Origin of the sequence: Sphaerisporangium sp. NPDC088356 (assembly GCF_040685555.1) — a bacterium.
In the GTDB taxonomy this organism is placed as follows: Bacteria; Actinomycetota; Actinomycetes; order Streptosporangiales; family Streptosporangiaceae; genus Sphaerisporangium.
The window spans coordinates 1-26,855 of the sequence record NZ_JBFBIK010000025.1 but is presented as its reverse complement, the minus strand read 5'-3'; the positions used below and the strand labels follow the sequence as shown (position 1 = coordinate 26,855).

General features: G+C 68.6%; 22 protein-coding genes. 11 read left to right on the top strand and 11 right to left on the bottom strand.

Features of this window, described 5'->3' with window-relative positions; translation table 11 throughout:
• Nucleotides 1-109: 109 nt before the first annotated feature.
• Nucleotides 110-757: a hypothetical protein gene (locus AB0O34_RS12490; protein WP_363915437.1), complete on the bottom strand. Its 648-nt coding sequence runs from the start codon at nucleotides 755-757 to the stop codon at nucleotides 110-112.
• 175 nt (nucleotides 758-932) lie between these two features.
• On the opposite strand from AB0O34_RS12490, the gene AB0O34_RS12485 reads away from it, so the two are divergent.
• The 7 genes from AB0O34_RS12485 to AB0O34_RS12455 all read left to right on the top strand — a co-directional run bounded on the left by AB0O34_RS12485 (nucleotide 933) and on the right by AB0O34_RS12455 (nucleotide 7,411).
• A complete protein-coding gene (locus AB0O34_RS12485; RefSeq protein ID WP_363915436.1) occupies nucleotides 933-2,084 on the top strand; it encodes a hypothetical protein in 1,152 nt (383 codons plus the stop codon).
• Nucleotides 2,081-3,439: an O-antigen ligase family protein gene (locus AB0O34_RS12480; RefSeq protein ID WP_363915435.1), complete on the top strand. Its 1,359-nt coding sequence runs from the start codon at nucleotides 2,081-2,083 to the stop codon at nucleotides 3,437-3,439. The genes AB0O34_RS12485 and AB0O34_RS12480 overlap by 4 nt, the downstream gene beginning before the upstream one ends.
• Before the next feature lie 85 nt (nucleotides 3,440-3,524).
• A complete protein-coding gene (locus AB0O34_RS12475; protein ID WP_363915434.1) occupies nucleotides 3,525-3,971 on the top strand; it encodes a MarR family winged helix-turn-helix transcriptional regulator in 447 nt (148 codons plus the stop codon).
• 63 nt (nucleotides 3,972-4,034) lie between these two features.
• The gene (locus AB0O34_RS12470; RefSeq protein WP_363915433.1) at nucleotides 4,035-5,729 is read left to right on the top strand and encodes an MFS transporter; all 1,695 of its coding nucleotides are present in this window, start codon (nucleotides 4,035-4,037) and stop codon (nucleotides 5,727-5,729) included.
• Complete coding sequence (locus tag AB0O34_RS12465; protein WP_363915432.1) at nucleotides 5,726-6,469, top strand: dienelactone hydrolase family protein; 744 nt, start codon at nucleotides 5,726-5,728, stop codon at nucleotides 6,467-6,469. Before AB0O34_RS12470 ends, AB0O34_RS12465 begins: the two co-directional genes overlap by 4 nt.
• 14 nt (nucleotides 6,470-6,483) lie before the next feature.
• Nucleotides 6,484-6,756: a DUF6295 family protein gene (locus AB0O34_RS12460; RefSeq protein WP_363915431.1), complete on the top strand. Its 273-nt coding sequence runs from the start codon at nucleotides 6,484-6,486 to the stop codon at nucleotides 6,754-6,756.
• Between the two features lie 190 nt (nucleotides 6,757-6,946).
• Complete coding sequence (locus AB0O34_RS12455; protein ID WP_363915430.1) at nucleotides 6,947-7,411, top strand: hypothetical protein; 465 nt, start codon at nucleotides 6,947-6,949, stop codon at nucleotides 7,409-7,411.
• A 308-nt stretch (nucleotides 7,412-7,719) separates the two neighbouring features.
• On the opposite strand, the gene AB0O34_RS12450 is transcribed toward AB0O34_RS12455, so the two are convergent.
• The 10 genes from AB0O34_RS12450 to AB0O34_RS12405 all read right to left on the bottom strand — a co-directional run bounded on the left by AB0O34_RS12450 (nucleotide 7,720) and on the right by AB0O34_RS12405 (nucleotide 22,033).
• Nucleotides 7,720-8,817: a DegT/DnrJ/EryC1/StrS aminotransferase family protein gene (locus tag AB0O34_RS12450; RefSeq protein ID WP_363915429.1), complete on the bottom strand. Its 1,098-nt coding sequence runs from the start codon at nucleotides 8,815-8,817 to the stop codon at nucleotides 7,720-7,722.
• Nucleotides 8,814-9,485, bottom strand: a complete 672-nt coding sequence (locus AB0O34_RS12445) for an acetyltransferase (RefSeq protein WP_363915428.1) — start codon at nucleotides 9,483-9,485, stop codon at nucleotides 8,814-8,816. Before AB0O34_RS12445 ends, AB0O34_RS12450 begins: the two co-directional genes overlap by 4 nt.
• Before the next feature lie 40 nt (nucleotides 9,486-9,525).
• Nucleotides 9,526-11,073, bottom strand: coding sequence for a lipopolysaccharide biosynthesis protein (locus tag AB0O34_RS12440; RefSeq protein ID WP_363915427.1), 1,548 nt, complete (start codon nucleotides 11,071-11,073; stop codon nucleotides 9,526-9,528).
• Entirely contained in the window at nucleotides 11,070-12,314 is a 1,245-nt protein-coding gene (locus AB0O34_RS12435) for a glycosyltransferase family 4 protein (RefSeq protein WP_363915426.1), read from the bottom strand. The genes AB0O34_RS12440 and AB0O34_RS12435 overlap by 4 nt, the downstream gene beginning before the upstream one ends.
• Complete coding sequence (locus AB0O34_RS12430; protein ID WP_363915425.1) at nucleotides 12,311-13,435, bottom strand: DegT/DnrJ/EryC1/StrS family aminotransferase; 1,125 nt, start codon at nucleotides 13,433-13,435, stop codon at nucleotides 12,311-12,313. Before AB0O34_RS12430 ends, AB0O34_RS12435 begins: the two co-directional genes overlap by 4 nt.
• Nucleotides 13,435-14,616, bottom strand: coding sequence for a glycosyltransferase (locus AB0O34_RS12425; protein ID WP_363915424.1), 1,182 nt, complete (start codon nucleotides 14,614-14,616; stop codon nucleotides 13,435-13,437). Before AB0O34_RS12425 ends, AB0O34_RS12430 begins: the two co-directional genes overlap by 1 nt.
• The gene (locus AB0O34_RS12420) at nucleotides 14,613-15,605 is read right to left on the bottom strand and encodes an NAD-dependent epimerase/dehydratase family protein (protein WP_363915423.1); all 993 of its coding nucleotides are present in this window, start codon (nucleotides 15,603-15,605) and stop codon (nucleotides 14,613-14,615) included. The genes AB0O34_RS12425 and AB0O34_RS12420 overlap by 4 nt, the downstream gene beginning before the upstream one ends.
• Nucleotides 15,602-16,639, bottom strand: a complete 1,038-nt coding sequence (locus AB0O34_RS12415; protein ID WP_363915422.1) for a Gfo/Idh/MocA family oxidoreductase — start codon at nucleotides 16,637-16,639, stop codon at nucleotides 15,602-15,604. The genes AB0O34_RS12420 and AB0O34_RS12415 overlap by 4 nt, the downstream gene beginning before the upstream one ends.
• A gap of 115 nt (nucleotides 16,640-16,754) precedes the next feature.
• Complete coding sequence (locus tag AB0O34_RS12410) at nucleotides 16,755-20,795, bottom strand: DUF4082 domain-containing protein (protein ID WP_363915421.1); 4,041 nt, start codon at nucleotides 20,793-20,795, stop codon at nucleotides 16,755-16,757.
• A gap of 95 nt (nucleotides 20,796-20,890) precedes the next feature.
• Nucleotides 20,891-22,033 carry an acyltransferase gene (locus AB0O34_RS12405; RefSeq protein WP_363915420.1) on the bottom strand — a complete coding sequence of 381 codons (1,143 nt, stop codon included), beginning with the start codon at nucleotides 22,031-22,033 and terminating at the stop codon, nucleotides 20,891-20,893.
• 179 nt (nucleotides 22,034-22,212) lie between these two features.
• Between AB0O34_RS12405 and AB0O34_RS12400 the strand changes: the two genes are divergently transcribed.
• The 4 genes from AB0O34_RS12400 to AB0O34_RS12385 all read left to right on the top strand — a co-directional run bounded on the left by AB0O34_RS12400 (nucleotide 22,213) and on the right by AB0O34_RS12385 (nucleotide 26,797).
• The gene (locus tag AB0O34_RS12400; RefSeq protein WP_363915419.1) at nucleotides 22,213-23,151 is read left to right on the top strand and encodes a glycosyltransferase; all 939 of its coding nucleotides are present in this window, start codon (nucleotides 22,213-22,215) and stop codon (nucleotides 23,149-23,151) included.
• Nucleotides 23,148-24,071, top strand: coding sequence for an FkbM family methyltransferase (locus AB0O34_RS12395; protein WP_363915418.1), 924 nt, complete (start codon nucleotides 23,148-23,150; stop codon nucleotides 24,069-24,071). The genes AB0O34_RS12400 and AB0O34_RS12395 overlap by 4 nt, the downstream gene beginning before the upstream one ends.
• Before the next feature lie 62 nt (nucleotides 24,072-24,133).
• Nucleotides 24,134-24,742 carry a dTDP-4-dehydrorhamnose 3,5-epimerase gene (rfbC, locus tag AB0O34_RS12390; RefSeq protein WP_363915417.1) on the top strand — a complete coding sequence of 203 codons (609 nt, stop codon included), beginning with the start codon at nucleotides 24,134-24,136 and terminating at the stop codon, nucleotides 24,740-24,742.
• Nucleotides 24,743-25,135: 393 nt separating this feature from the next.
• Nucleotides 25,136-26,797 (top strand): DUF4082 domain-containing protein, encoded by a 1,662-nt coding sequence (locus AB0O34_RS12385; protein WP_363915416.1) that lies wholly within the window; start codon nucleotides 25,136-25,138, stop codon nucleotides 26,795-26,797.
• The last annotated feature ends 58 nt before the right edge of the window (nucleotides 26,798-26,855 follow it).

Below are 26,855 nucleotides of genomic sequence, written 5' to 3'. Positions count from 1 at the left end.
GGACAGGGCAGGAGGCACGGAGAGCTCCAAATCGTGATCTGGGGAACGCTCCAAGCGGGCTCGCCATGAAGCGCGGTGGAGGGGCTCAGCGATGGCGTGAGGAAAGGGCTCAGGGATTGCGTGGTAGAGGGCTCAGGAGTGGGCGGGAGGGCTGCGGCGCGGCGGCGGCTCCCCCTCGGGCACGGGTGACGGCCAGGACACTGACCATGGCGAGGGTGGTCAGGAGCGCGATGCCGACGGTGGCGCGGCCCCTTTGGAGGGACTGCAGCTCCGGCCCTCTGATGGAGTCGATGGGCTCCCACTTGATCATCACGCGTCCGGTGGCTCCCGACGACGTCTGCAACCGCTGCACCTTTTGGGTAAGGAGCCGGAGCGCCAGATTGAGCGTGTCTATTGACGCCTTGGGGTCGCGTGAGAGCGTTTGCATGGTGGCGTACGGCTGGCCGTACACCGGGACCTCCTCGTTGCCCCAGTGCGCCACCTCGTAATGGAAATCGGCGGTGCCGCCCATGCTGCGGAGACGTTCCAGCGTGTTCGGGTTCTCGAAGAACCGTGCCGTCGCCAGGGTCATATAGATGTGGTTGTCGGTGAAGTGGTCGTACACCTCCCCTTGGGACTGGTTCGTCTTGGTTATGAACGCAACCGTGACCGTACTCTGGTAAAGAGGTGACCTATATCTGACCCACAGCACCGCACAGGCGGCGACCAGGAAGATCAGCGCCAGGCAGCAGCACCGCACAACCACTCGCCTTCGCACTGACACATCGTGGCACAGGCGTATGGAGTTTTAGGACGGGCCTGGTAAAGAAGGCACTCACAGGAAACACTTGAGGGCGATGACAACGGGCCGAGGTACTCGGGCGTCCTATCTCGGCGGCTCGGCGGGGTGGGAATCACAGATGTGGCCGGCCGGGCGGGGGTGAAGGGACACAATGGACCTGCTTGATTCGCTGCGCGCGCTGCTCCGGCGCTGGCCAGTGACGGTGGCGCTGCTCGCTGTCACGATCGCGGCGACGGTGGGGGCGCTCATCGCGATCCCCTGGCAGTACGAATCCAAGGCCACCGTGGTCTTCCTGTCGTCGAGGAAGGGCTCTCAGCCGGTGGGAGGCAACCCCTGGCTGGCGTTCGACGGGTCGCTGACCATTACGGCCGAGGTCATCTCCCGAGGCATGAGTGACGAGCGGACGCTCCAGAAGCTCAAGGACGAGGGCAAAACGGCCGATTTCACCGTGGGCCTCGCCCAGGACTCCCGGGGACCGCTGCTCGACATCACCGCCACAGGTGCCGACCCGAAGGTCGCCCAGGCCACGATGGAGACCCTTGCGACGCTGAGCCAGGACCGGCTGACCGAGATGCAGCGGAAGTCTGCGATCCTGCCTGACGCCACAATCCGGGCCGAGTTGGTGACGTCGACCGACAAGGCGGAGCTAACGCCCGAGAAGAAGATCCGGACGCTCGTGATCATCTTTGCCGCCGGCATGCTGCTCACTGTTGGCGTCCCGTTGTTCCTTGAGTCGCTGGCCCAGAAGCGCCGCCGGCAGGGCCAGCCCGACCTGGTGACCGCCAGGGCGGGGCAGCCTCCGGCGGGCCCCCCTCACCAGCAGCGCATGGCACGTTCCGCCGGTGGAGCCCCTCCGCGTCCCGCGAACGGCACCGTGCCGCGCAGCAGACCGCCCGCGCGGGCTCCGAGGCCCATCGAGCCGCCCGAGCCGCGCATCTACGACCGGCGGCCCTCCCCCTCGAAGCACGGGTCGCCTCCCGAACCCCGCGACCCCTGGGCGAACCAGCAGCACATCGAAGAGGGCTACACCGCCCCTCTTCCGGCCGTCAAGGTCGAGGACGACCTCTATGTCTGGTCCGACGACAAGGACCGTCCGAGAGGCGCCCCTCCTTCGGGCTCCGTGTCCCCGCCGAGGGAGCCGGCGGGCAACGGCACGAGGCAGCCGGCGCAGTCCTCCGGGCAGGAGTCCGACTCCAAGCCCGGGCGGCGTTCACGGCAGGCCCCCGGGGCGCTCTCCTCCGGCGGGGGTGACTCCGACGACGAGCCGTACGTCGTGTTCGACCCCACCAGGCCAGGTCGGTGAGCAGCACGTCGGAGGCCGAGCGGGTCAACCCCCCCACCCGCCGGCCGCCTGAACGCCGGTCCAAGCTGCCCAAGGCAGGCGTCGATCCGGTGACGATCATGACGTTCTTCCTGGTCGTCTTGTTCGTGATGCCGGCTCGCTATGTGGTGGGCCCCCTGGGTGCGGCCGGAATGCCGGCGTCGATAGGGGCCGTGCTTTTGTTGGTCTGGTATCTGATGTCCACGCTCTCCCCGCGGTGGACACCGATCCGTGGCCGGCAGCCGGTCCGGCCGGTGATCATGTTCTTCTGCATGGCGGTCGTCGCAAGCTATGTGGCGGCCATGACAAGGCCGCTGTCGGCGGAAGAGTTGAACGTCGCGGACCTGGGCCTGGTGCTGGTCGCCGGGTGGGCCGGAGTCGCGCTGGTCACCGCTGACGGAATCGGCAGCATGGCCAGACTGGAGACTCTCCGCCACCGTCTGGTGATGGGAGCGTCGTTCGCCGCGCTGGTCGCCATGATCCAGTTCTTTACCGGCATCGAGATCACCAAATACCTCGCTCTTCCCGGCCTCGTAGAGAACAGCTCGGCCGTGTTGTTCGAGCGCGACGGCTTCTTTCGGCCGGCTGGCACCGCCACTCATCCCATCGAACTGGGTGTGACCCTGGCGGCCGTTCTACCGCTCGCCCTGCACGGGGCGCTCTACTGTGTTGATCCCAAGCGTCGCAGGAACCGGTGGCTGATGGTGGCGCTGATCGCCGGCGTGCTGCCGATGAGCGTGTCGCGCTCCGCGATCCTCGGCTTGTTCATCGTCATGCTGGTGCTGCTCCCGACGTGGCGGGCCGAGTGGCGTCTGCGGGCGCTGCTGATCTTCGGTGCCGGCTCGATCGTGATGCGGTTGATGATCCCCGGTCTTATAGGCACAGTGATGAACCTCGTCTCCGTGATCGGCTCGGACGAAAGCTCCACCACCCGCACCGGCGACTACGACGCCGTGGTCAAAGCGGTGTCGGAACGCCCGATCTTCGGGCAAGGATTCAATACCTATTTGCCGCGCGTATATCGCGTGATCGACAACCAGTACCTCATGTCGGCGCTGGACACCGGTCTCGTCGGTGTGCTGGCGCTGATCGTGTTCCTGCTGACCGGATGGTCGCTGGCGCGCAGAGCCCGGCGGGTGGCGACCGATGAGGCGACCCGGCACCTCGCCCAGTGCCTCGCCGCGTCGTCAGCAGTCGCGATCTTCGGCTTCGGCACCTTCGACGCCTTCGGCTTCCCTATGATCACCAACGTGATGTTCCTGATCCTCGGCTGCTGCGGTGCCCTGTGGCGCCTCCAGACCCAGCCGGCGCGCGAGACGTACGAGCAGGGCGTCTAGCCGGATCACCTCTGGTGGAACGGATCGGGATGCCCTCTGCCAGAAATATCGGCAGTTCAACTGTTAAGTTGAACTGTGTACTCTGGTGGACGTGGTTGGGCAAGCGCATGCGGAGACGGTGGCCGAGGAGTTGCGAACGGCGCTCGGAAGGGTGGTGCGCCGCCTCCGGCGCGAGTCGGGCATGCCGTACCAGCACGTGACGGCGCTCGGGTGGCTCCGGCGCGGCGGTCCCATGACGGCGAGCGCCCTCGCGGCCGCCGAGCACATCACGCCGCAGTCGATGGCGGTCACCCTGGCGGCCCTGCACGAGCAGGGGCTGGTGGAGCGCGCGCCCGATCCGCATGACCGGCGCCAGATCCTCTGGTCGGTCACTCCGGGCGGGCAGACGGTCATCGCCGAGCAGCGCGCCCGGCGGGCCCGGTGGCTGGTCACCGCCATCGAGGAACTCACCGACGAGGACACCTCTCGGCTGCGCGAGGCGGCCAGGCTGCTCAACGACATCATGGACAGGAGTGAGGCAGATGGCGCCTGAACGATCCAGCGCGGCCCAGGGCCGCCGGAGCGGGACCGCACGCCTCCACTCCCGCTGCCTGTAGTGGCCGGCGACCGCTACAAGTGGATCGCGCTGTCGAACACCACTTTGGGCGTGCTGATGGCCACGCTGGACGCGTCCATCGTGATCATCTCGCTTCCGGCGATCTTCCGGGGGATCGGCCTCGACCCGCTGGCTCCGGGGAACATCAGCTACCTACTGTGGATGATCCTCGGCTACCTGCTGGTGCAGGCCGTGCTGGTGGTGGCGCTCGGCCGCCTGGGTGACATGTTCGGCAGGGTCCGCCTGTACAACCTCGGCTTCGCGATCTTCAGCGTCGCGTCGCTGGCGTTGTCGGTGGACCCCTTCACCAAGAGCGGCGGAGCGCTCTGGCTGATCGGCTGGCGATTCGTCCAGGCCTTCGGGGGCGCGATGCTCACCGCCAACTCCGCCGCCATCCTGACCGACGCTTTCCCGGCCTCGCAGCGGGGCATGGCGCTCGGCGTCAACCAGGTCACCGCGCTGGCCGGGCAGTTCCTCGGGCTGGTCGCGGGCGGGTTGCTGGCCGTGATCGACTGGCGCGCCGTGTTCTGGGTGAGCGTTCCCTTCGGCGTCCTCGGCACCATCTGGTCGTACCGTAGCCTGCGCGAGGTCGGCACCCCCAAGAGGGCCCGCGTCGACTGGGCGGGCAACCTGACGTTCGTGGCGGGCACCACCGCGATCCTCGCCGCGATCACCTACGGCATCCAGCCGTACGGAGGGAAGCCGACCGGCTGGGGCAACCCCATGGTCCTCGGGGGGCTGGGCGCGGGGATCCTGGCGCTCGTGATCTTCTGCGTGGTCGAGACCAAGGTCGCCGAGCCCATGCTGGACCTGCGGCTGATGCGGATCAGGTCGTTCATGGCCGGCAACCTCGCCACGCTGCTGACGTCGATCTCGCGGGGCGGGCTGCAGTTCATGCTGATCATCTGGCTGCAGGGCATCTGGCTGCCGCTGCGCGGGTACGACTTCGAGGACACCCCGCTGTGGGCGGGCATCTACATCCTCCCGCTGACCGTGGGCTTCCTGATCGCCGGACCGCTCTCCGGCCACCTGTCCGACCGGTACGGCTCGCGGGCCTTCGCCACCGGCGGACTGATGATCACCGCGCTGTCCTTCGTCGGGCTCGTGCTGCTGCCCGTGCGCTTCGACTACCCGCCGTTCGCCCTGCTGCTGCTGGCCTGTGGCATCGGCATGGGGATGTTCTCGGCGCCGAACACCTCCTCCATCATGAGCAGCGTGCCGCCCGGCCGGCGCGGGGTCGCCTCGGGGATGCGCGCGACCTTCCAGAACTCCGGCAGCGCCCTTTCCATCGGCGTCTTCTTCTCTCTCATGGTCGCCGGACTGTCCGGTACGTTGCCCGGGGCCCTCGCCTCGGGCCTGGAGAGCCACGGCGTGCCAGCCTCGGCCGCCGCCCACGTGGCGGGCCTACCGCCGGTGAGCACGCTGTTCGCGGCCTTCCTCGGCGACAACCCGATCGGCCACCTGCTCTCCTCGACCGGCGTGCTGAGCACGCTGCCGGCACACGACGTGGCGGTCCTCACCGGGAAGCAGTTCTTCCCGGAGCTGATCTCCGGTCCGTTCCACCATGGGCTGGTGACCGTGTTCATCAGCGCCGCGGTGATGGCCACCATCGCCGCCGCGGCCTCCGCCCTGCGCGGCGGCCGCTACACCTATACAGAACAAGCTCCTTCGGAGCACAAGGAGGCACGCATATGAACGACGCGATGTGGGCAGGCACCGTCACCGTCACGGGTCACGAGGGGGCCGAGCTGGAGGCCTACCTGGCCCGGCCACTCGGCGACGGGCCGCGCGGCGGCGTGGTGGTCATCCACCACATGCCCGGGTACGACGAGGCGACCAAGGAGATCGCCCGGAAGTTCGCGGCCAACGGGTACGCGGCGCTCTGCCCGAACCTCTACTCGCGGGAGGGCGCCGGGGTCAGCCCCGACGACCAGGCCGCCGCCGCGCGGGCGAAGGGCGGTATCGCGGACGAGCAGCTCGTCGGCGACGTCGCCGGGGCCGCGGCGTACCTCAACTCGCTCGACCACGCCAACGGCAAGATCGGCGTGATCGGCTACTGCTCGGGCGGGCGGCAGTCGTTCCTGGCGGCCTGCTCGCTCCAGATCGACGCGGCGGTCGACTGCTACGGCGCCTTCGTGGTCAACGACCCGCCCGCGGAGTTCCCGCTCAAGGTCTCTTCGCTGATCTCCAAGGCCCCCGACCTGTCCTGCCCGCTGCTCGGGCTGTTCGGCGAGCAGGACTCCTATCCGGGGCCGGAGGAGGTCGCGGTGCTGGCCGCCGAGCTGGAGAAGCTGGGCAAGGACCACGAGTTCCACACCTTCGCGGACGCGGGGCACGCGTTCTTCTCCGTCGACCGGCCCGCCTACCGCCCGGCCGCCGCGACGGAGGGCTGGAAGAAGATCTTCGACTTCTACGGCCGTCACCTCAGCGCCTGACAGGAGAGATCAGCGTGTGCACCTACCTCACCGAGAAGATCGAGCTCGACGGCGCCGGCAAGGGCGGCAACGGCTGGTTCACGGTCAGGGAGGGCCTGGTCTACGTCGACCACCCCTTCCACGCCTGCCATGAGCACACGGTGAACATCGACTTCACCAACCCGGCCGAGGGCCCCTCGGCCCGGGTGGCGGTCGAGCTCACCGAGGAGTCGGCCCTCGCCCTGGTGGAAGCCATCCAGAAGGCCCTCGCCGCAGCCCCACCCGGTCTCGCCTCCGGCCGCCACTGACCTGCCGCCACTCCCCTTCCAAGGCTCGCCCGGGCGCCCGTAGTTAGGCCTTTCTTGGAAGGGGCCTCGATGACTGCCGCCAGCGGGTGGCGGGTCCGGCGGGTCTGGAGGAAGCAGCGGTTGGAGTGCCAGACCCTGGACCCAATGGCGCGCAGCACCGATCTGCAGTAGTTCAGATAGCATGAAAGTCATGACGACGAAGAGCTTCCCGTACAGTGCCTTCCTGCGTGGGCCGTCTCTGGTGCTGCCGTCACTCGATGACGCGGACGTCGTTCTGGAGCGTAGGGATGACGAGAACCTCATCCTGATGCGCGCCGAGCGCTTCGAAGCAGGCGTCGCCACCCTGCGCATCGCGGCTCGCGCCTTGGCGATCCTTGCCCGGCGTAACGGCGATCTCGCCGAGGAGGTGCTCGCCGAAGAGCTGCCGTGGACCACCTGGTTGCCCGAGATGGAGCGCCATTCCTGTGTGCGTGAGCTGCTCGGTCACTTGGTCGCAGGAGCGGATACGGGGGAACTGGTGCCCTTCAGCCGGGCGCTGATCTCCTGGCGATCCACTGCTGTCGCGTGGAGCGATCCGCAGCTCGCACGTGACCTCCAGGGTCCGTTCCCCGGTGACGGAGCAGATGTTCCACGGCCTCTCGGTGAGTCCGCGTGACCGGCCGGGGAAATGAGGTGCTACGCGCAAAACCATGGATCGTACGGTTCGCTGATCGTAGAGCGGCTGAGGGCTGGAGTCATCTCACGCTGTCCCGGCAGATCGCCTCGAGCACCTCGAGGTAGAGAACTCTCCCGTGAGCGATGAGCTTTCCTCATGCTCCAGGACACGACTTGATCGTTGAGTGACCCTGGTGCTGGCCAGAGAGATCAGGCCACTCAGCAGAGCATCGAGGAGCGCAGCCATGACTTCCCGAGTCGGATCCCAACCGACGCGTATGGGGCATGCTGGTTCGTCCCGTTTGAGGGTCAGAGACGGCTGAGGATCTTGGCGAGGGTTTCGGCGACCTGTTCCTGTTGGGCGGGGGTCAGGTGGGGGTGCATGGGGAGCGAGAGGATCTCGTTCGCCGCCTTCTCGGTCACCGGGAAGTCGCCGGGGCCGTGGCCGAGGTGGCGGAACGCCGGCTGGAGGTGGACCGGCACCGGGTAGTGGATCTGGGCCTGCACCCCGGCCTCCTGGAGGCCGGCCAGCACCTTGTCGCGCTCGGGCACCCGGATGACGTACAGGTGCCAGACATGGACGTTGCCCGGCGCCGTGCGCGGCAGCCGTACCCCGTCGATGTCGGACAGGAGCGTCTCGTAGCGGCCGGCCGCCGCGCGGCGCAGCTCGTTCCACCGTGCCAGGCGCTTGAGCTTGGCACGGAGCACCACCGCCTGGAGGGTGTCCAGCCGGGAGTTGAAGCCGAGCGTCTCGTGCTGGTACTTGACCTCGCTGCCGTGGCTGGTCAGCAGCCGGATCGCGCGGGCCGGCTCAGGTGAGGAGGTGAGCACGGCCCCCGCCTCGCCGTACGCGCCGAGGTTCTTGCCCGGGTAGAAGCTCGTCGCGGCCAGGCCGACCGGCGGACGTCCCGCCTGGTCCGCGCCCTGGGACTGCGCGGCGTCCTCGACGACGGCGAGGCCGTGCCGCTCCGCGAGCCCGTGCACGGCGGCCATGGGGGCCTGCTGGCCGTACAGGTGGACCGGGAGGATCGCCGCCGTGCCGGGGCCCGCGGCGGTGGCCGCGGACTCGGGGTCGAGCAGGAGGTGGTCGTCGTCGCAGTCGGCCAGGATCGGTCGCAGGCCGGCCCGTACGACGGCCTCGGCGGTGGCGACGAACGTGTTGGCGGGCAGCACGGCCCCCGAGCCGGGCGGCAGGTCGTACGCGCGCAGGGCCAGCTCGATGGCGTCGGTGCCGTTGCCCACACCCACGCAGTGCGGCACGCCGGAGAAGGCCGCGAACTCCTCCTCGAAGGCGGCGACGTCGGGCCCCTGGACGAAGGCGGTGTTCTGGAGCACCCGGTCGAAGCCCTGGAGCACCTCCTCGGCCACCTCGGCATGGGCGGCTTTCAGATCGACGAACGGGATCATGTGCGTGCTCCATCATCAACGGTGCTTGTACGGATAAAACGGGCGGGCACGCCAGCCCAGACCTGGCGGGCCGGGACGTCCCGGAGGACCACGGAGCCCATGCCGACGAGGGCGTAGGAGCCGATCGTGAGGGTCTCGCGCACGAGGGCGCCGGAGCCGATGTAGGCGCCCCGCCCGACGTGGACGCCCCCGGCCAGCCGGGCGCCCGCGGCCAGCGTGACGTAGTCGCCGACCACGTCGTCGTGGGTGAGCGTCACGTGGGGCATCACGCTCACGTGCGCCCCCACCGTGACCGATGCGGTCAGCACCACCTGGGCCAGCACGACCGATCCAGGGCCGATCGTGGACGACCGGGACACGCTCGCGCCGGGATGGACCAGGGTCGCGTACCGCTCCGGCGGCAGGCCGAAACGGGCGACGATGCGCGCGCGGCTGGCGTAGTCGCGGGAGTTACCCGTGCACACCACGATCCGCGCGTCGTCGCGCTTCAGTGCCTCGTCGGAGCCGCCCAGTACGGGCACGCCGTCCAGGACGGTGCCGTGCTTGCCGGGATCGTCGTCCAGGTAGCCGAGCAACTCCCAGGTGGGGGAGATGTCGTTGATCGCCTCCACGGCCTGCGCGGTCTCGCGGGCGAACCCGCCGGCTCCGACGATGAGCAGAGGGGTCATGCCGCGCGGCCTATGCTTCGCGTGGCTTGCGGGGTCGTGCTCACGTCGCCTCCCGGATGTTTCGCAGAACCTGCCGGTTGCGGTACGCGTACAGCACCGCCGCGCCGACTCCCGCCAGGCCGGCGACGGCCAGGGCGAGCAGATCGAGCGGGATCAGGTCTACGGCCAGTGTCGCCACGCCGTACACCGCGAGGGCTGTGAGCGCTCCGGGGAGGAATGCGCCGAGCAGCCGCCCAGCACCCACCCCCGTACGGCCCAGTTGGAACAGATAAGCCGGAATCACCACCGCCGTGGAGACCGCGACCAGTGCGATCGGTGCTCCCCGCAGCCCGGCCACCTGGATGCCCGTGTAGACCGCCGGCGCGAGCGCGCAGAGCCACAGCACCTGGATGGCGAACACAGCACGGGAGCGCTCGAGCACCACTAGGTAGTCGTACATGAGCTCTGACAGGATGCGCAGGCTGGCGAACACCCCGAGCCAGGCGAGCACGTCCGCGGCCGGCTGCCACTCCGCGCCGTACACGAATCTGATCAGCGCCGGTGCGCTCCCGCTGAGCAGCAGGCAGACAGGTGCGGTGAGCCCTACCAGCAGTCCCGCGGTGGTGAGGAAGGCGCGGTTCAACCTCGGCCTGTCATGCTGGAGGCGGGCGAAGGCAGCCGGGGCCACGGCGCGCACCGGCTGGGAGAACACGGCGATCGGCCACCCGGACAGGTTGAAGGCCAGCACGTAGAAGCCCAAGGCGACCGGGCCCAGCAGGTGACCGACGAGGATCTGGTCGATATATCCGGCTGCGAAGACCACTAGCGACGAACCGGCCAGCGGTAACCCGAACCGCAGGAGCCGCCGGATCACCTCCCTGTCGAACCCGAAGCGGAGCCGGTGCGGGGCGAACACCACGCACAGCGTGCCGCCCGCCAGCGAACCGCACACCCGGCCGACCGCCAGGCTCATCGCCCCCCACCCGAGGAGGGCGAGGACGAGTGAGATGACCGCGCCGAGCCAGCTGTCGACCTGATCCACGATCGCCTTGCGGCCCTGCATGAACTCCCGCTGCATGAGCGCGGCCGAGGTGGAGACGACCCCGTTGATGAGCACGCTGAGCGCGAGTATTCGTATGGGGCCGGTCGCGGCGGGGTTTCCCATGGCCTCGGCGAACGCGGGCGCCACGCTGAAAACGGCGATGCAAATGATCAGGCTGGAGGCCGTGGCCAGCGTGGTGACGGTGGGGATGATACGCCGCGGATCGTCCGGCCAGCGTACGATCGCCAGGCTGACCCCCAGCTCGTTGATGCTGAGCATGGCCAGCAACGCCACCAGCGCCACGGCGAATGTGCCGAACTCCATGGGGCCGAGCACGCGCGCGAGCACGATGCCTATGGCAAGCGTGCCGAATCTCGCGCTGATAGTGCTGATCAGGCTCCAGCCCAGGGCTCGCCGGGCCTTCGCCTTCAGCGAGGCCTCAACGGGCATGCCCGGCCCCGTGGCTTCGTCGCCCGGTCCGGCGATCTCGCCGGGTTCAGGGGAGGTGTCCGGCCTCACGCCTCCGCCTCCCTCCGCGGAGGAGGAGGTCGCCGGTGGACCTGTCACCCGCGCTCCCTGGCGACCGCGTTGAAGTCGTCGCGCGCTTGCGTGCCGCGCAGCCGCTGGTAGCGGCGGCGTAGCTTGTGGGCCGCGACACCCTGCGCGGTGCCGATGGCGTCTCGCGCGGAGGGGCGCTCGATGATCGCCTGCTCGTAGATCTGCACCTGGACCCGGGCGGCGCCCTCCAAGCTGAACCGGTCGACCACCAGTGCCCTGCCGTGATCGCCGAGCTTGGCACGGAGCTCAGGGTCGCCGTAAAGCTTGCGCACCGCCGCCTCGAACCGGGCGGGGCCTTCCTCGCGCCCGGCGCCCAGGTCGTACCAGCCGCGGCTGAGGAAGAGCGGCTCGCTGTCAGGGGTGAGCAACTCGAAGAAGCCGCGTTCGCCCTGGACGATGAGGGGTTTGGCGAAGGCCAGGGAGCGCAACGCGGAACCACCCATGCCCAGGCAGACCATGGCGGCCGCGTAGGCGGGGCGAGGGTCGGTGAGTTCACCGGTCAGCACCACTACCCGGCGGCCCGCAGCCGCATTGGCGGCCGCGGCATGCTCCTCGACCTGCGCGCGGGCCGTGCCGTCACCCACCACGATCAGCCGCAGGTCGAGGTCGGCGGCCAGGCGGCCCACCGTGTCGATCGCGGTCAGTATGCCTTCGAGTTTCAGCTCGGGCACCAGCCGGCAGACCACCACGATGTCCATCGGTCCTGGAGAGAGGTCGTACTTCTCGCGGAAGTCATCCACAGGGTGGCCAGGGGCGTTGGCGGTGACGTCCACAGGGGGCTCGATCAGGTGAACCCGGCGATGGTGTGGCGCGGCTCGCTCCTGAATTTCCCGCGTGCCGACCACCAGGGTCAGCGACGGTGGCAGGAAGGGCGCGACCACCAGCGACATGATCGTGCAGACGGCCGTGGCCGGGCCCCGCCCTCTCGCCCCCGCCCCCATACCGCCCACGGCCGTGTAGTACGCCTCGACGCCGGGCGGCCACTCGTAGCCATGGACGACGTCGATCCGCCGGGACTCGACGAGAGACCGCAGGCGGCGGATAGTGGTCCGTGATGGGCGGCGCCGGTGCATATCGAGCTCGATGTGCTCCAGACCGGCGTCGGTCACGTTGCGCACCAGCGGCCCGGGCTCGCTGATCACGGTCACCTCGTGACCCAGCTTCTGCACGGCGGCGGCCAGCTCGACGGCGTTGAGCTGGCTGCCGCCGACCTCCATCGAGTGCGGGTAGACCAGGATGCGGCGTGTCATGCGACTCGCCCCGCCGCGCGCATCGCCTCGACCACCTGGTCCTGCTCCGCCTCGGTCATGGTGTGGAACAGGGGAAGGATCAGCGAGTTGGCGGTCAGCCACTCCGTGGCCGGCAGTTCGGCGTTGGACATGCCGGCGTAGGCCGGTTCCAGGTGGGATGCCATGATCCCGCGCCGGGCCGACACGCCCCGGTCGGACAGGAAGGCCATCAGGGCGTCGCGGCCGATGGGGAAGTCATCCGGCAGCGCGACCCAGAACGACTGGTAGTTGGTCGTGCCGTGCTCGGGATCGGCGACCATACGAAGTCCAGGCATGTCGCCGAGCAGCTGGTGGTACCGGGTGGCCAGGGCGCGCCGGCGTTCGATCATCTCGCCGAGCCTGCCCAGCTGTACCAGCCCGACCGCCGCCTGGAGGTCGGTCATCCGGTAGTTGAAGCCAACCTCGAGGTATTGCTCCGGGGTGGTGATGCCCTTGGCGTGCCGGTCAGCGGCGCTGACGCTCATGCCGTGCTCGCGAAGCCGTCTGGCTCGTGCGGCCAGCTCGGCGTCCGCCAGAGTGATCATGCCGCCCTCGCCGGCGGTCAGCAACTTGCGCGGGTGGAAGGACCAGGCGGCGAGCTGCGCCCCCGCACCCACCGGGCGGTCCTTGTACGTCGAACCCGCCGCGCAGGCCGCGTCCTCGATGATGACCAGATCCGGGTGGGCCGCCCGGACCTCGTCGACGTCGGCGGGCACCCCGGCCTGGTGGACGAGGATCACCGCCCGAGTTCGCGGGGACAGTACGGCGTCGATGGTCTTGGCGGTCAGGTTGCCGGTCGCCGGATCAATGTCGGCGAACACCGGTTCCGCGCCCGCGTGGCGTACCACGTTGGCGGTTGCGATGAACGACAACGACGGCACGATGACCTCGGCGCCTGCGCCGATGCCGGCGAGCACGAGGGACAGGTGCAGCGCCGTGGTGCACGACGAGACGGCGACGCCGTACTCCGCCTGGACCAGCTCGGCGAAACCGCGCTCGAACTCCGCGACCCGCGGTCCCTGCGCGACCCAGCCCGAGGCGATCACCTCTGCCACCGCCGCCTGCTCCTCAGGCCCGAACCACGGCCGCATCACCGGGATCATTACCCGGCCACCTCCCTTGACGTCTGCGACGTCGAATCGATGTCGAGCAGCTTCGCGATCACGCGGACCCGCTCATTCCAGTCGTGCAGCGCCGCGAACTCCCGGCGGCGGCTCGCCAGGGCGTCGGTCCGGGGCGCGGCCAGTTCGGCCGTGACCGCCGCGGCGAACGCTTTCGGAACCTCCCGTGCCTCTCCAGGGGAAACCGTCCTGATCAGCTCCCCGGCGCCGAGCCACCGAGTCGCGGGCAGGTCCGTCGAGACCACCCCCCGCCCGGCGGCGAGGTACTCCAAGGTCTTCAGCGGGAAGCTCGCCCGGTTGAAGGCACTGTCGGCGTATGGCGTGAGCCCCACGTCGATCACCCGCAGATACGACCGCATGGTCTCGTACGGCTTGCGCCCGACCCAGTGAACTCCTGGCCGGTTCACCAGCGCGGGGAAACGCTCGGGTTCGTACCCCTCGGAACGAGGGCCGACGAGCACCAGCGGATGACCCCCGTCGGCGACGGCCTCCAGCAGCGACAGGTCGATGCGCCCGTTGATGTGCCCGACGAACCCGGCGACGGGCGTGCTGGCGAGCTCGGAGGGCAGATCGTCGGGCCATGGGGACGTGTCCACGTCCGCGCAGGCATCGCTGTCGCACCCGTTCGGCACCAGCGTCGCGTCCCTACCGAGGGACTTGGCGCGTTCCACCAGGTCAGGCGAGACGACCGCGACCCGGTCCGCCCGGGTCGACATCCGCGTCCCGATGCGTTCGAGCTGCCCGGCGGCCATGCCGAGCAGCGACGCCCCGGCGCTCAGGTCGTCGGTGATGTAGTGCAGCGTGCGGGCGCCGGAGGAGACACCCAGGATGTCGGTGGTGCCGGAGACGATCACGGCGGTGATCCGGCGTCCGAGCGTGCGGGCCGTACGGCGGACGGCCCGGCGTGCCAGCGCCGCTGTGACCTGGTTGACGCCCGTACGGTGGGCCGCTGGGGGAGCGGCGGGGGTGAGCCGCCAGAGCCCTGGCCGGATCGTGGTGAGCTCACTGGTCAAGGGGCTGCCGCCCGCCCGCCTGAGCATGGAAGCGGGCGGGTCGACGTAGAGCACGTCGACCAGCCTGCTCAGCCGGTCCGCCATCTGCTGGTCGGTGCCCCTGACGCCGTCATAGGCGGTCCCGCCCGCATAGACGAGCAGTGCGTTCATGCGCTGCCGTGTCGCGCCGTGTCGGCCTGCCGTTCCGCGCGCCACCAGGCCACCAGACGGCGCAGTCCCTCTTCGAGGTCGACCTCGGCCTTCCAGCCGAGGCTCTCGGCCGCGGCGCCCACATCGGCCAGCCGGCGGGTCACGTTCGTGGCCGCGCGGGCTGGGCCGTACTCCAGGCCGAGGCCCGTGACGCCCATGGCCGACATCAGCGTCTCAGCCAGCTCCCGCAGGTTGGTCTCCGTGGAACTGGCGATGTTGAAGACCTGGTCGGTCGCGTCACTCGCCGCCGCCAGTAGGTTGGCTCGGGCGATGTCCCCGGTGTAGATGAAGTCCATGGTCTGCAGCCCGTCGCCGAGGATGAGCGGCGGCTGTCCGGTCTCGATGCGCTCCATCCAGCGGATCAGCACCTCGGTGTAGACGCCATGGATGTCCATTCGGGGGCCGTAGACGTTGAAGTAGCGCAACACCACGTAGTCGAGCCCGCGCATGGCGTGGAAGCTGCGAAGCAGGCCCTCGTTGAACGTCTTGGCCGCTCCGTACAGGGTGTCGTTGTCGTACGGGTGATGGTCCTCACGGGTGGGGAACTCGGTGGCGAGGCCATACACCGACGCCGAGGACGCGGCGACCACCTTGCGCACGCCCGCGTCGGCCGCGGCTTCCACGACCTCGTAGGTGCCGTCGACGAGGACCTCGAGTGCCAGCCGCGGCTCCTCTACGCACTGGGTGATGCGAATGGCGGCTTGGTGGAAGACCACATCCATGCCCTGGACGGCCGACCGGACCAGGTCGCGGTCGCGGATGTCGCCCTCCACGACCTTCAGCTTGTCGCCGTGTGCGGCGAAGGCGCCCGCCAAGTTGGCCCGGTGGCCGCGGACGAAGTTGTCCAGCACGACTACCTCGGCCGCTCCGCCGTCGAGAAGCTGGTCCACGATCGTCGAGCCGATCGTGCCCGCTCCCCCCGTGACGAGACAGCGACTGTTTTTGATCATCGGGTGGCTCCCCCAAGTTCGATTCTCTTGCCGTCATTGTCGATGCTGCGGCCGGCGGCCTCGAGCAGGGCGAGCACCCGGAGTCCCGAGCGGCCGTCGGTGAGGGGCGCCCGTCGCTCCTGAATGGAGGCGGCGAACTCCGCCATCACCCCCCGCAGCGCCTCGCGCTCCGGCAGAGCCGGTACGACGACGTCACCGGTCCGGTAGGAGATAAGGGCCGCGCGGCGCTCGTCCGCGCCTGCGGACGCCAGGTCCACTCCCCGGTCGTAAATCGCGAGGCGCTGGGCGGGATTGACGTCGTCCCACACGATCGTGCGGCGGGACCCGCCGATCACGGTCGTACGGATCTTGGTCGGGCTGAGCCAGTTCACGTGGATGTGGGCGATCGCCCCCGACGACAGCCAGAGCGTCAGGTAGGCCAGGCACGGCCGTCCCGCCCCGATCGGGTCGGAGGTATGTGCCGCCACCGCGACCGGGGTGACGTCCTCGGCCAGTACGAAGTCGAGAATCGACAGGTCATGGGGCGCGAGGTCCCACAGCACGTCCACGTCGGGCTGGACCAGACCGAGGTTGATGCGCACCGAGTCGACGAATTGCACGTCCCCGAGATCGCCGGACGCGATGAGGTCGCGGATCTTACGGACGACCGGCGTGTAGCAGAAGGTGTGGTCGAGCATGAGCACCCGCTCCCGCTCCTCGGCGAGGGCGACCAGCTTGGCGCCCTCGTCGAAGGTCGGGGTCAGCGGTTTCTCCACCAGGACGTGCTTGCCCGCTTCCAGGGCGGCGCGAACCAGGTCGAAATGGGTTCGCGCCGGGGTGGCGATCGCTATCGCTTCCACTGCCGGGTCGTTGAGCACCTGCTCGATCGAGCTGGTCGCCTTTACCGTGGTGTAGTGGCCGAGCACCGCCTTCGCCCGGTCCTTGTCAAGGTCGCACAGCCACGAAAGACGTAGCTCCGGTGTGGCCATCGCGTTGCGCACCAGGTTCGGGCCCCAGTAGCCGGCACCGATCACGGCAAGGCCGATCGACGTCACGCAGGTCTCCTTTCGTTCACAAGGTGACCAGCTGCACCTGGGCGCGGCTGGTCACGGGAGGATGGATATCGAACCGCGGGCAGATGAAGCCTCTGGTCGCAGATCGATTACGGCGTCAGCTCCCGGGGGTGAAAAGTACGTCCACCCAGTAGTTGTCGCCGTTGTAGCTGGAGGTCGGGAAGCCGGACGACACGCCGTACCCGTAGACGCCGTTGCCACCTCCCGCACCATTGTTGACGAGGGCGCGCAGCGGGGAGTTGTCGTAAGCTCCGGAGTTGAAGAATCCGGTGTCGCCCGCGTAGTGTCCCTGCGGCGCATGGTAGGACGCCACGTATATCTGGCCCGCCGTGACGCTGACAGGCGTGCTGAACGTCAGTGTCTGCCAGCCGGAGGCCGTCTCGTTGGCGAACGTGCCTGTCGCCAGGAGGGTGCCGGTCGCGCTCCACAGGTTCCCCGTGTGGGTGCCCGTGTTCTCGGCGCTCTTGTAGAACCGGACCCCCGTGATGGTGCCATCCATTTCGGCTGTGAACTTCAGGCCCAACTCGACTGAGCTGGAGTCGTTGTTCGACGGGTTGGCCGGGGTCGCGTTGCTCGCGAATATGGAACACGGGCAGCTCGTCGCGCCTCCGGTGGTGAACGACCACGACGTGGGTGTCATCGTGTTGTTCGCGTCGTCCTTCGCCCCGGAGACCGTGACGGTGTACACGGTGTTCTGCGCCAGGGCGTTGTCCGGCGTGAAGGTGAGCAGCGTTCCGGCCTGGTTGAGCGACCGGGTGCCTGCCACCGTCTGGTTGGCGGCGTTCTTCACCGTGATCACGGCGGTGTTGTCTTGGATCGGCTCGCTGAATGTCGCTGTCACCGCGGTACCGGTGGCCACGCCTGTGCCTCCGTGGTCGGGAGACTTGAGCGTGACGTACGGCGCCGTGGTGTCGGCCAGCTTGCTGAACACCACGTCCACCCAGTAGTTGGTCGCCCCCCACGAGTCCGTCGGATACGCGCGCGCGCCGTACTTGTACACGCCGTTGCCGCCGCTCTGGCCGCTGGCCAGGGCCTGGAGCGGGGACGCGGTCACCGCCGAGGCGAGCCCGTTCGAGGTCGCCCCGTAGTGGCCGTTCGGCGCATGGTAGGACGCGACGTAGGTGGTGTTCTTGGTGACCGGCACGGGGTTGGCGAAGTGCACTTCCTGCCAGCCAAGGGTCGATTCGTCGGTGAAGGTGGCCGTGGCCAACTCCTGACCGGTCGACGACCACAGGGTTCCGGTGTGCGTTCCCGTGTTGCCGGTGCCCTTGTAGAAACGGACGCCTTCGATGAAGCCGTCAACGTTCGCCTGGAACTTCACGCCCACCTCCAGTGCGCCGCTGTCGTTGGCGCTCGGCTCGGAGGGGACGGTCACGTCCGCCCACAGACTGCAGGGGCAGACGCCGGCCGTCCAGGTCTTCGCGGTGGTGAAGGAGAAGGTGTACGGCTGCGCCATCGTGTTGTTCGCGTCGTCCTTCGCCCCGGAGACCACGACGGTGAACCGCTCACCGGGAGCGAGCGGCGCGGTGGGCACGAACGTGAGCGAGGTGCGGGTGGGGTCGAGAGACGCCGTGCCGACGACGTTGGCGTTCGTGGAGTCCTTCAGCGTGAAGGTCGCGGTGCCGGCCTGTACGGGCTCGCCGAAGGTCACCTTGGGCTGGACCGTGGTGGGCACGCTGGAGGAGCCGGGCAGGGGAACCGCCGACGTGGGAGCCGGCGGGTAGATGTCGTTAATGGTGAAGACGACGTCCACGTAGTAGTTGCCGCCGTTGTACGTCTGGTTGGGGAAGCCCGCGCCCACCCGGTAGACGCCGTTCCCCGCGACCTCGGTGGCCTGCGGTGCGGTCAGAGGGGCGTTCGTCTTCGCCTGGTAGCGGTAGTAATTCCCGTCACCGGCGTAGTGGCCGTTCGGGGCGTAGTAGGAGGCGATGTAGTCGGTGTTGGCTGTGATGAACACCGGTGAGGCGAAGGTCAGCGTCTGCCAACCGGTGCTGGTCTCCCCGGTGAAGGTTCCGGTGGCCAGGGCTGTGCCGTCGGTCTTCCACAACGTGCCGGTGTGGGTGCCGGAGTTGCCCGTGCCCTTGAAGAACTTGACTCCGGTCAGGTAGCCGTTGACGGCCGAATGGAACCGCACACCGAGCTCCACCGCGCTGTTGTCGTTCTCCGACGGGTTCGCGGGAACCGTGGAGGAGCCGAACAGACTGCACGGGCAGTCGACAGTGACGCTCTTGGTCGCCTCGACGCCGACGTTGCCGCTGTCGTCGACCGAGCGGGCCTTGAGCGTGGTCGCTCCGACACCGCTGACCTTCCATGAGTAGGTCCAGGTGGTGCGCCCGGTGGCGGGGTGCCAGGTGGTGCCGCCGTCGCTGGAGACCTCCACCGCGCCGACCTGCCCGCCCGTGTCGGCGGCCGTGCCGCTGACGGTGACGGTGGATCCGTTGTTCACGGTGGCGTTCGTGGCGGGCACGCCGATCGTCGCGGTGGGCGCCGTGGTGTCGGTCGACTTGGTTGCCGCGTTCAGCCCCGCCTGCAAGGACTTAGGCTGCACGCCCATGTCGGCGAACAGGTTCACGGTGGCCTGTTTGATCCGGGAGTCGGTGTAGTCGGTCTGGTTGTAGCTATCGTGCTGAGCGTCGAGCCCCCAGGTCCACTGCACGGTCCCGGCACCGAAGACCAGCGCGCCGCTCGCCGCGCGGTACATGGTCATGCGGTGGGTGGCGCTCTTCACGTCCACGTTGGTGCCGTAGTCGACGAGCACCTGCTCGGCCGTCGCCGTGGTGGTGGACAGCGGCACTAGACCCTTGGGCCGGAAGCCGTTGTCGATGTCCTCATCCCACTCGTAGCCGACGACGCCGGGGATGCTCACAGAGCCGGAGACCTGATTGGCGACCGAAGTGCCGCGCCAGAAGCGCATCTTGCCGTCGGCCGCGGGCACGGTCAGCGGAATGGCCGCGCAGCCGTCGTTGGACGTCGTGCAGTTCACCGTGAACAAGGTGCCGGTGAGGGCGTTCTCAGGACGGCCGCCGTCGGCGGGCGGGCTGAACCTCGGGTCACGCCAGGTTCCCGTCCAGACGTTGGGCGTCGGATCGATCTTGGCGTTGGCGTGCGTCTCCTTATAGGTGACCAAGGTGCGGTAGTTGTTCTCCCAGCGGGTCTTCCAGTAGACCTCGTTGCCGCTGAAGAATCCCAGGTTCACCCCGTGGTCGCGCGCGTTCTCGAACGCCGTGCGCTCCTCGCCCGACCAGTATTCGTCGTGGCCGACCGACAGCACGACCTTGTGGCCGAGCAGGAGGTTCGGGGTCCTAGCCGCGTCGAGGGTCGCGATGTACGACACGTCGTACCCGTTCGACTCCAAGAAGCGGATCATGGGGTACTCGTTGGCCCACACGAAGTCACGGCCCCACGGGGTCGACCCCCGGGTGTTGAACGGCCGGTTGTAGCTCAGCTTCACGGCACGCCCGGCGGCGGCCACGCTGTCCCCCCGGTAGAAGCTGTTCACCGCCTTGTTGGGGTTGTCCTCAGTCGCCTGCACGTCGCCCCAGGAGTTGTACGCCTGCCACGTCGTGTCCGAGGTTTTGAACAGGATGTCGGACTGACGCGAGTCGTCGCGGACCACGAAGACGACGTGGGTGTCGTCGTCGGTGTCGGTGCGCACGACGTGGGCGAAGTAGACGCCCGAGACCATCGTTGTCGGAACGGTCCAGCTCGAGACGGTGGCCCAGTTGCACTCCACCATGCCGGTGGTGGTGTTCTCCGGACAGCTCGGCTGCGTCCGCGCGGCCGAGGCCGTGGCGGGCACCGAGGTGATCTTGCGGGCGCCGTTCCCCTGGTAGTAGCCGATCCGGTAGATGTCGACCCTGAGAGCCAGGGCGCTGGACCGGATCTTGAAGTTCACGGTCTGGCCGAGGTTGACGCTCATCTGGTCGGCGTAACCTTCGACCGTCCCTCTCGAGTCGGTCTCCCACTCGGTGGACGGGTTGCCGGTCAGACTGTTCTCACAGGTGACCGCGTTTCCGCCCGCGTCACAGGGACCTGCGGCTACGGCGGGGGGCGTCGGCGCCGACAGAAGAGCGGCAAGGCTGACCACCGCCGCGGCGATGGCGTACTTGGATGAGCGCGCGGCTTTGTGCCAAATCATGACGCTCCAACGTGGATGTTACGAATGTTGACCCTCGGTGAGGTGCACGCTGAAGCGTGGAACCATCCAAAAGACGCCAATGTTGCCTCTGTGGTTTACGTGACCGGGGATCGTGAGGGCAGCGGTTGCTGAGAGTCAGGGTGTGACGGGCCTGTCTTCGGGCGTGACGGACGGCTCAGGCGCCGTTCCATGGGCCGCTCGACGAGCCGGTAGAGCACCCACGCCGCGAGTACCGCGACGCCGAGCGTCCCTGCGAAGGTGGCGGCGAGGACGGGGGCTGGTTGGTCCTTGCCGATGAGGCCGGTGCCGAGGCGGATCACCGGCTGGTGGACCAGGTAGAAGGCGAAGGAGATCTCGCCGAGCCAGATGAACGCGGGGGAGGCGAACACCGTCCGGGATCCCCGGAGGTCAGAGCGGGCGGCCGCTGCCAGGAGGAGAGCGAGCGGCACGGCGGTGCCGGCGACCCACTGCCAGCGCTGGGCCAGGAGCGGGACGGCGAAGTAGGCGCCAAGGACGACCGCCCCCGACACGACTAGTCCCGGGCCGCGCCACCGCCCTTCGCGGACCATCAGCGCCACGGTCATGCCCAGGCAGAACTCCAGTGCGCGGGTGACCGGGAACACCCATACGAACCAGTACGCGATGGGGTCAGGCAGGGGAAGGGCCAGCAGCGGTACGCACCAGATCGCCATGGCGAGGGCCGAGGCGAGGGCCCACAGCCGTCGCGCGGGCACGCGCCGGAGCAGCGGCAGCAGCAGCGGAAAGGCCGCGTAGAAGGCGGCCTCGCAGGCGAGTGACCAGGCCGGGGTGTTTCCGCCGAAGTAGAAGACCGGGTCGGGGATCCAGCTTTGCACCAGAAAGAGGCCGCTGAGCGCCGGAGCCGCCCCGACGGCCTTGTGTGTCATCGCCAGGATCGCCAGAACACCCACCCAGGTGACCACGTGGTTCGGCATGACGCGGGCCGCTCGCCGCCGCCAGAACGCGCGCGGGCTGTCACCTGGTCGTGCCGACCAGGTGAGCACCAGGCCGGAGAGGATGAAGAAGAACGAGACGCCGACAGCTCCTGTCCGGAACAGGACGCGTAGCACCTCGCGCGCATCCGGGGAGGAGGTCATGGGATCGCTGTGGATGTGAAAGCCGAAGACCGCGAAGGCCGCGATCCACCGCAGTCCGGTCAGCGAGGGCAGCCGGGTGGCCGTCAGCGACGTGGTCGCGCCGGAGGAAACGGGAACCGTCAACGAGTCCACCCACCTGGTCAGCCGTCGATCGGACAGCTCACTTTAAAGTGCCGACGACGATTTAGCGACGTATTCGCTTATGACCGTTCCTCGCCACGGATTGTCAACTGGAAAGCGAGATATCCACGCTTTCGGCTTCCTGTGGTCACATGCCCGCTCGAAGGCCCATAATCGGCCGCATGCCACTCCCAGTCGCGACTCTCGTTGTTCCCGCGCACAACGAGGCCGCGGTCATCGGCCGCCTTCTGCGCGGGCTCCTCGACGGTGCGGATCCCGGCGAGTTCTCGATCGTCGTCGTCGCCAACGGCTGCACCGACGCCACCGCCTCGGTCGCCTCGGGGTTCGGCGCCGACGTCACCGTGCTGGAGACCCCCGTCCCGTCCAAGGCGGCCGCGCTGCGTCTGGGCGATGAGGCCGCATCCGGCTTTCCCCGGCTGTACGTCGACGCCGACGTGGAGCTGACGGCGGCCGGCGTACGCGTGCTCGCCGCCGCGTTGGAACGATCCGGGACGCATGCCGCCGCACCCGAGCGTGCTCTTGACCTGGTGAACGTTTCCTGGCCGGTCAGCTGGTACTACGACGTCTGGACCCGGCTTCCCTCGGTCCGTGACGGGCTCTTCGGCCGGGGCGTGATCGCGGTCGACGCCCAGGGCTGCGAGCGGCTGGCGGCGCTGCCGTCGGTGATGGCCGACGACCTGGCCGCGTCCATCGCGTTCTCGGTGTCCGAGCGGGCTGTCGTGCCCGAGGCACGGGTGGGCATCCGCCCGCCCCGCACCTTCGCCGACCTCATGCGGCGGAGGGTGCGCGCCGTGACCAGCGTCACCGAGGTCGAGGGGCGCGACGACATGCCGGCCGCTCCGCGCACGGGCCTGTCCGACCTGGTACGACTGCTGCGAGCCGAGCCGGCGCTGGCCCCGAAGGTCGTCCTCTTCGCGGCCGTGGCGCTACTGGCCAAGGCCAGGGCGCGCCGTGCCGTGCGGCGAGGCGACTACTTGACGTGGCTGCGCGACGAAAGCTCCCGCCAGCCGGGACACGAGTCAGAGCGTCAACCGGGACACCATGTGGAACGTCAACCGGGACAGCAGGCGGGTCACCGGACGGGAACGGGAGAGGCATGATGGTCGCGGATCGCGTCCGCAACGGGATCGCCAAGCTCAGGTGGGGGGTCGGCGCGGTCGGTCTGCCGCAGGCGCTCCGTGGGCTGGCCCGATACGGGGCGCTGCGGCTGCGCGGGCCGCGCACGACCGAGGTGACGTTGCGGCGCTCTGGGGTACGGCTCCGCTATCGGCACCCCAGCCAGACCGTCCCGTTGCTGGTGGTCTTCGGAGACGTGATCGACCCGGAGTACGACTTCCTGACCCGCGTGCTGAGGCCCGGGTGGACGGTCGTGGACGTCGGCGCGGCCATAGGCCAGTTCTCGATCTTCTGCGCGCGGTCCGCCGACGTGCGCGTGCACGCCTTCGAGCCCAGCGCGGGCAACGTGGCGGCGCTGGCGCGCAACGCCGAGCTCAATGGGGTCGCCGACCGGATGAGCGTACACGCGATGGCGCTCTCCGATCAGGTGGGTGAGGCGGTCTTCGCCACGGCCGACGTGACCTACGTCAGCGGGCTCTCGGCTGTCACCAGGTCCGGGTCCACGGACACGGACGGTGCTGGCAGGGGTGAGCGGGTGCGCGTGGAGACCTTGCCGGGAGCATGCCGGGAGCTGGGCTTGGATCACATCGACGTGCTCAAGGTCAATGTGGCGGGCCACGAGCCCGAGGTGCTCGCCGGGGCTGAGCCGTACCTCTCGGAGGGACGCGCGGATGTCCTCATCCTGCTCATCGGACTGGCATCCCTGCCGTGGTACGCCAAGCTGCATCAGGCGGGGTACCGGTTCTTCTTCTACGAGCCGAAGGCCGGTCTGCTGCACGAGGTGAGCCGTTTCGACGAGCCCGGCTTCCTCGGCTCGCGCCCCTCGCCAGCCCGGCACGTCATCGCGATCCGGGACGCGGCGTACGAGCGGGTCACCGAGGGCAAGGTCGGTCTTACACCCTGACGGTCACGTTCCAACGCGGCGCCTCCGGCGGTGGTTTGTGGCACGCTGTGGCCGTGGATTCTATGGGTATCGAAGGCGCTTACGTGTTCAGACCGGCCATTCACGGTGACGACAGAGGAACGTTCCTGGAGTGGTATCGGCAGGACGACCTCGCAGGGGTGGCCGGTCATTCGCTCCGGCTCGCCCAGGCCAACTGCTCGATCTCGCGCAAGGGCACGGTGCGAGGGGTGCACTTCGCGGACGTGCCGCCGAGCCAGGCGAAGTTCATCACGTGCGTGAGCGGCGCGGTGCTCGACGTGGTGGTGGACATCAGGACGGGGTCGCCGACGTTCGGCCGGTGGCACTCGGTCCTGCTCGACGACCGCACGCGCAAGGGCGTCTACGTGGGCGAGGGGCTGGGCCACGCGTTCATGGCGCTCAGTGAGCAGGCCGCGGTCGTCTATTTGTGCTCCGAGCCATACACACCGGCCAGAGAGCACGGGATCCATCCCCTCGATCCGGAGCTGGGCATCGCCTGGCCCGAGGGGGTCGAGCCGCTGCTCTCGGCGAAGGACGCCGTGGCTCCCACGCTGGCCGAGGCCAAGGACAAGGGCTTGCTACCCCGCTACGACGACTGCCTCGCGTACTACACCCACCTGCGTGAATCGGTGGAAAGCTCCATGAGCAGGTAGGCGGGCCTGGAGACGCGAGCCTGTGACACTCGCGATGCGCCGGTAGTCGCCCGGGCAGCGGAACCGGTGAAGGAGTTCGCCTAAGGATCTTCTGCTCTATACCACGATTTAAGGCTTACCTGTAACAAGCAATCCTGACGCCGTAATCCCCTTTCTTCATGCCTATTGCAGCGGATTGGAGGATAAAAACGGGATTCAGGTTGTGTCATCGTTTCCCAACCGCAACAATAGCCTCGCACTGAAACATGATCGGAGTCCGGCGCCCGCAAGTGCCGGAGGTGGAGGCTTGTGCCAGTGAGCAGTTCCCGGCATGCGGACAGGCGGCGCGCACGGCGTCGACCGGCGTCCGCCGAAGCTCGATCCGCTGGGCCTCGGTTCCCCATGGTGGGACGGGTGTCGTTGCTGGCCGCTGCCGCGTTGTTGGGGGCAACCGTAACGGTAGTGGTCGTCAACCGGGAGTCGTCTCCCGCCCAGACCGCGAACGCCGCGCCCGTCTCGGCCGAGGTGACGCTCGAGTCCAGCCTGTGGAAGTCGCAGAAGGCTGTGAAGGGCAAGGCGCAGTCCGAGCACACGCCGCTGGAGCTCGGCACGCGCTTCACGGCGAGCCGTAATGGCGAGGTTGCCGGCGTACGGTTCTACAAGCCCGCCTCCGAGCGTGGCGCGCACCGCGGAAGCCTCTGGGACTCCGACAAGAAGCTGCTCGCCAAGGTGACCTTCACCGGCGAGACGCGCAGCGGATGGCAGCAGGCGCTGTTCTCCGAGCCGGTGCCGATCGTCGCCGGCCGCACCTACACCGTCTCGTACCACACGCAGAACGGCGGGTACGTCGCCGCTCCCGGAGCCCTGGCCGATCCCGTCACGGTCGGCCCGCTGACCGCCGAGGCCGGCGTGTTCGCCCCCTCCGCGAAGGCCGCCTTCCCGTCCCACCGGCACCGGGCACGGGTCAGCTACTGGGTCGACGTCATCTTCAGGCACCGGGAACGCCGCAATGTCCCCCAGCCGTCGGAGACTCCTACGGGTGGCTTCACGGCCACGCCCACGACGTCGCCCAAGCCGGAGAGCCCCGCCACGCCGACGCCCGAGGTCACCGTGTCAGGGCAGCCGTCCGGAGGCACCGACGTCACTCCGAAGCCGAGCACCTCGGCCACGGTGACCTCACAGCCAAGCACCACCCCAACGAGTAGCCAGACGCCGACTCCGAAGCCGGTCACCCCGACGCCGACTCCCAAGCCGTCCACGCCGAAGCCGTCGCTCACTGCGGATCCGACCAACCAGCCGACCGTGGCACCCCCACCGCCAGCGGGCGCCTGGCCGGGGGCCTCTACCACCGGACCGGACGGCACCGCGCTGAAGAGCCACAAGGGCGGCGAGATCCGGGAGGACGGCGCGGTCCTGGACGGCATGGACTTCGCGGACAGCGTGGATGTCTACGCCGACAACGTGACCATCCGCAACTGCCGGGTCATCACCGGCGGCTACTGGGGCATCCAGCTACGGAACGGCCACACCGGCTTGAAGATCGAGAACTGCGAGATCGCCGGCAAGGGGTCGAGCCAGCTCAGCGTCGGGGTCAAGAACATCGGCAACGGTATGATCACTGTGCGGAACAACGACATCCACGATGTCACCGACGGCATCGTGAGCGGCGAGGGCCTCATCGAGGGAAACTGGGTCCACGACCTCAAGTCGTATCCCGGTGACCACGTGGACGGCATTCAGACCGACGCCACGACCGGAAAGCTGATCATCCGGCACAACACGGTGAGTAACCCCGAGGACCAGACCAGCGCCATCATGATCGACGCCGACCTCGGGCCCATCAATAACGTGACGGTCGAGGACAACTTGCTCAGCGGTGGAGGCTACTGTCTCTACGGCGGATCAGGCAGGTCGAACCCGACGACCAACGTGGTGGTCCAGAACAACGTCTTCAGCCGCTCGCTCAACTCCAAGTGTGGCGAGCTCGGGGCCGTCGCCCACTTCGACATGGGCGCCTCGGGGAACGTGTGGAAGAACAACGTCTGGCAGGACACCGGTGCGCCCGTCACCCCCTGACGGCCAGCCATGAGTCCGTACAAGCGTGCGAAGGCCCCCGTGCGGTTCAGCACGGGGG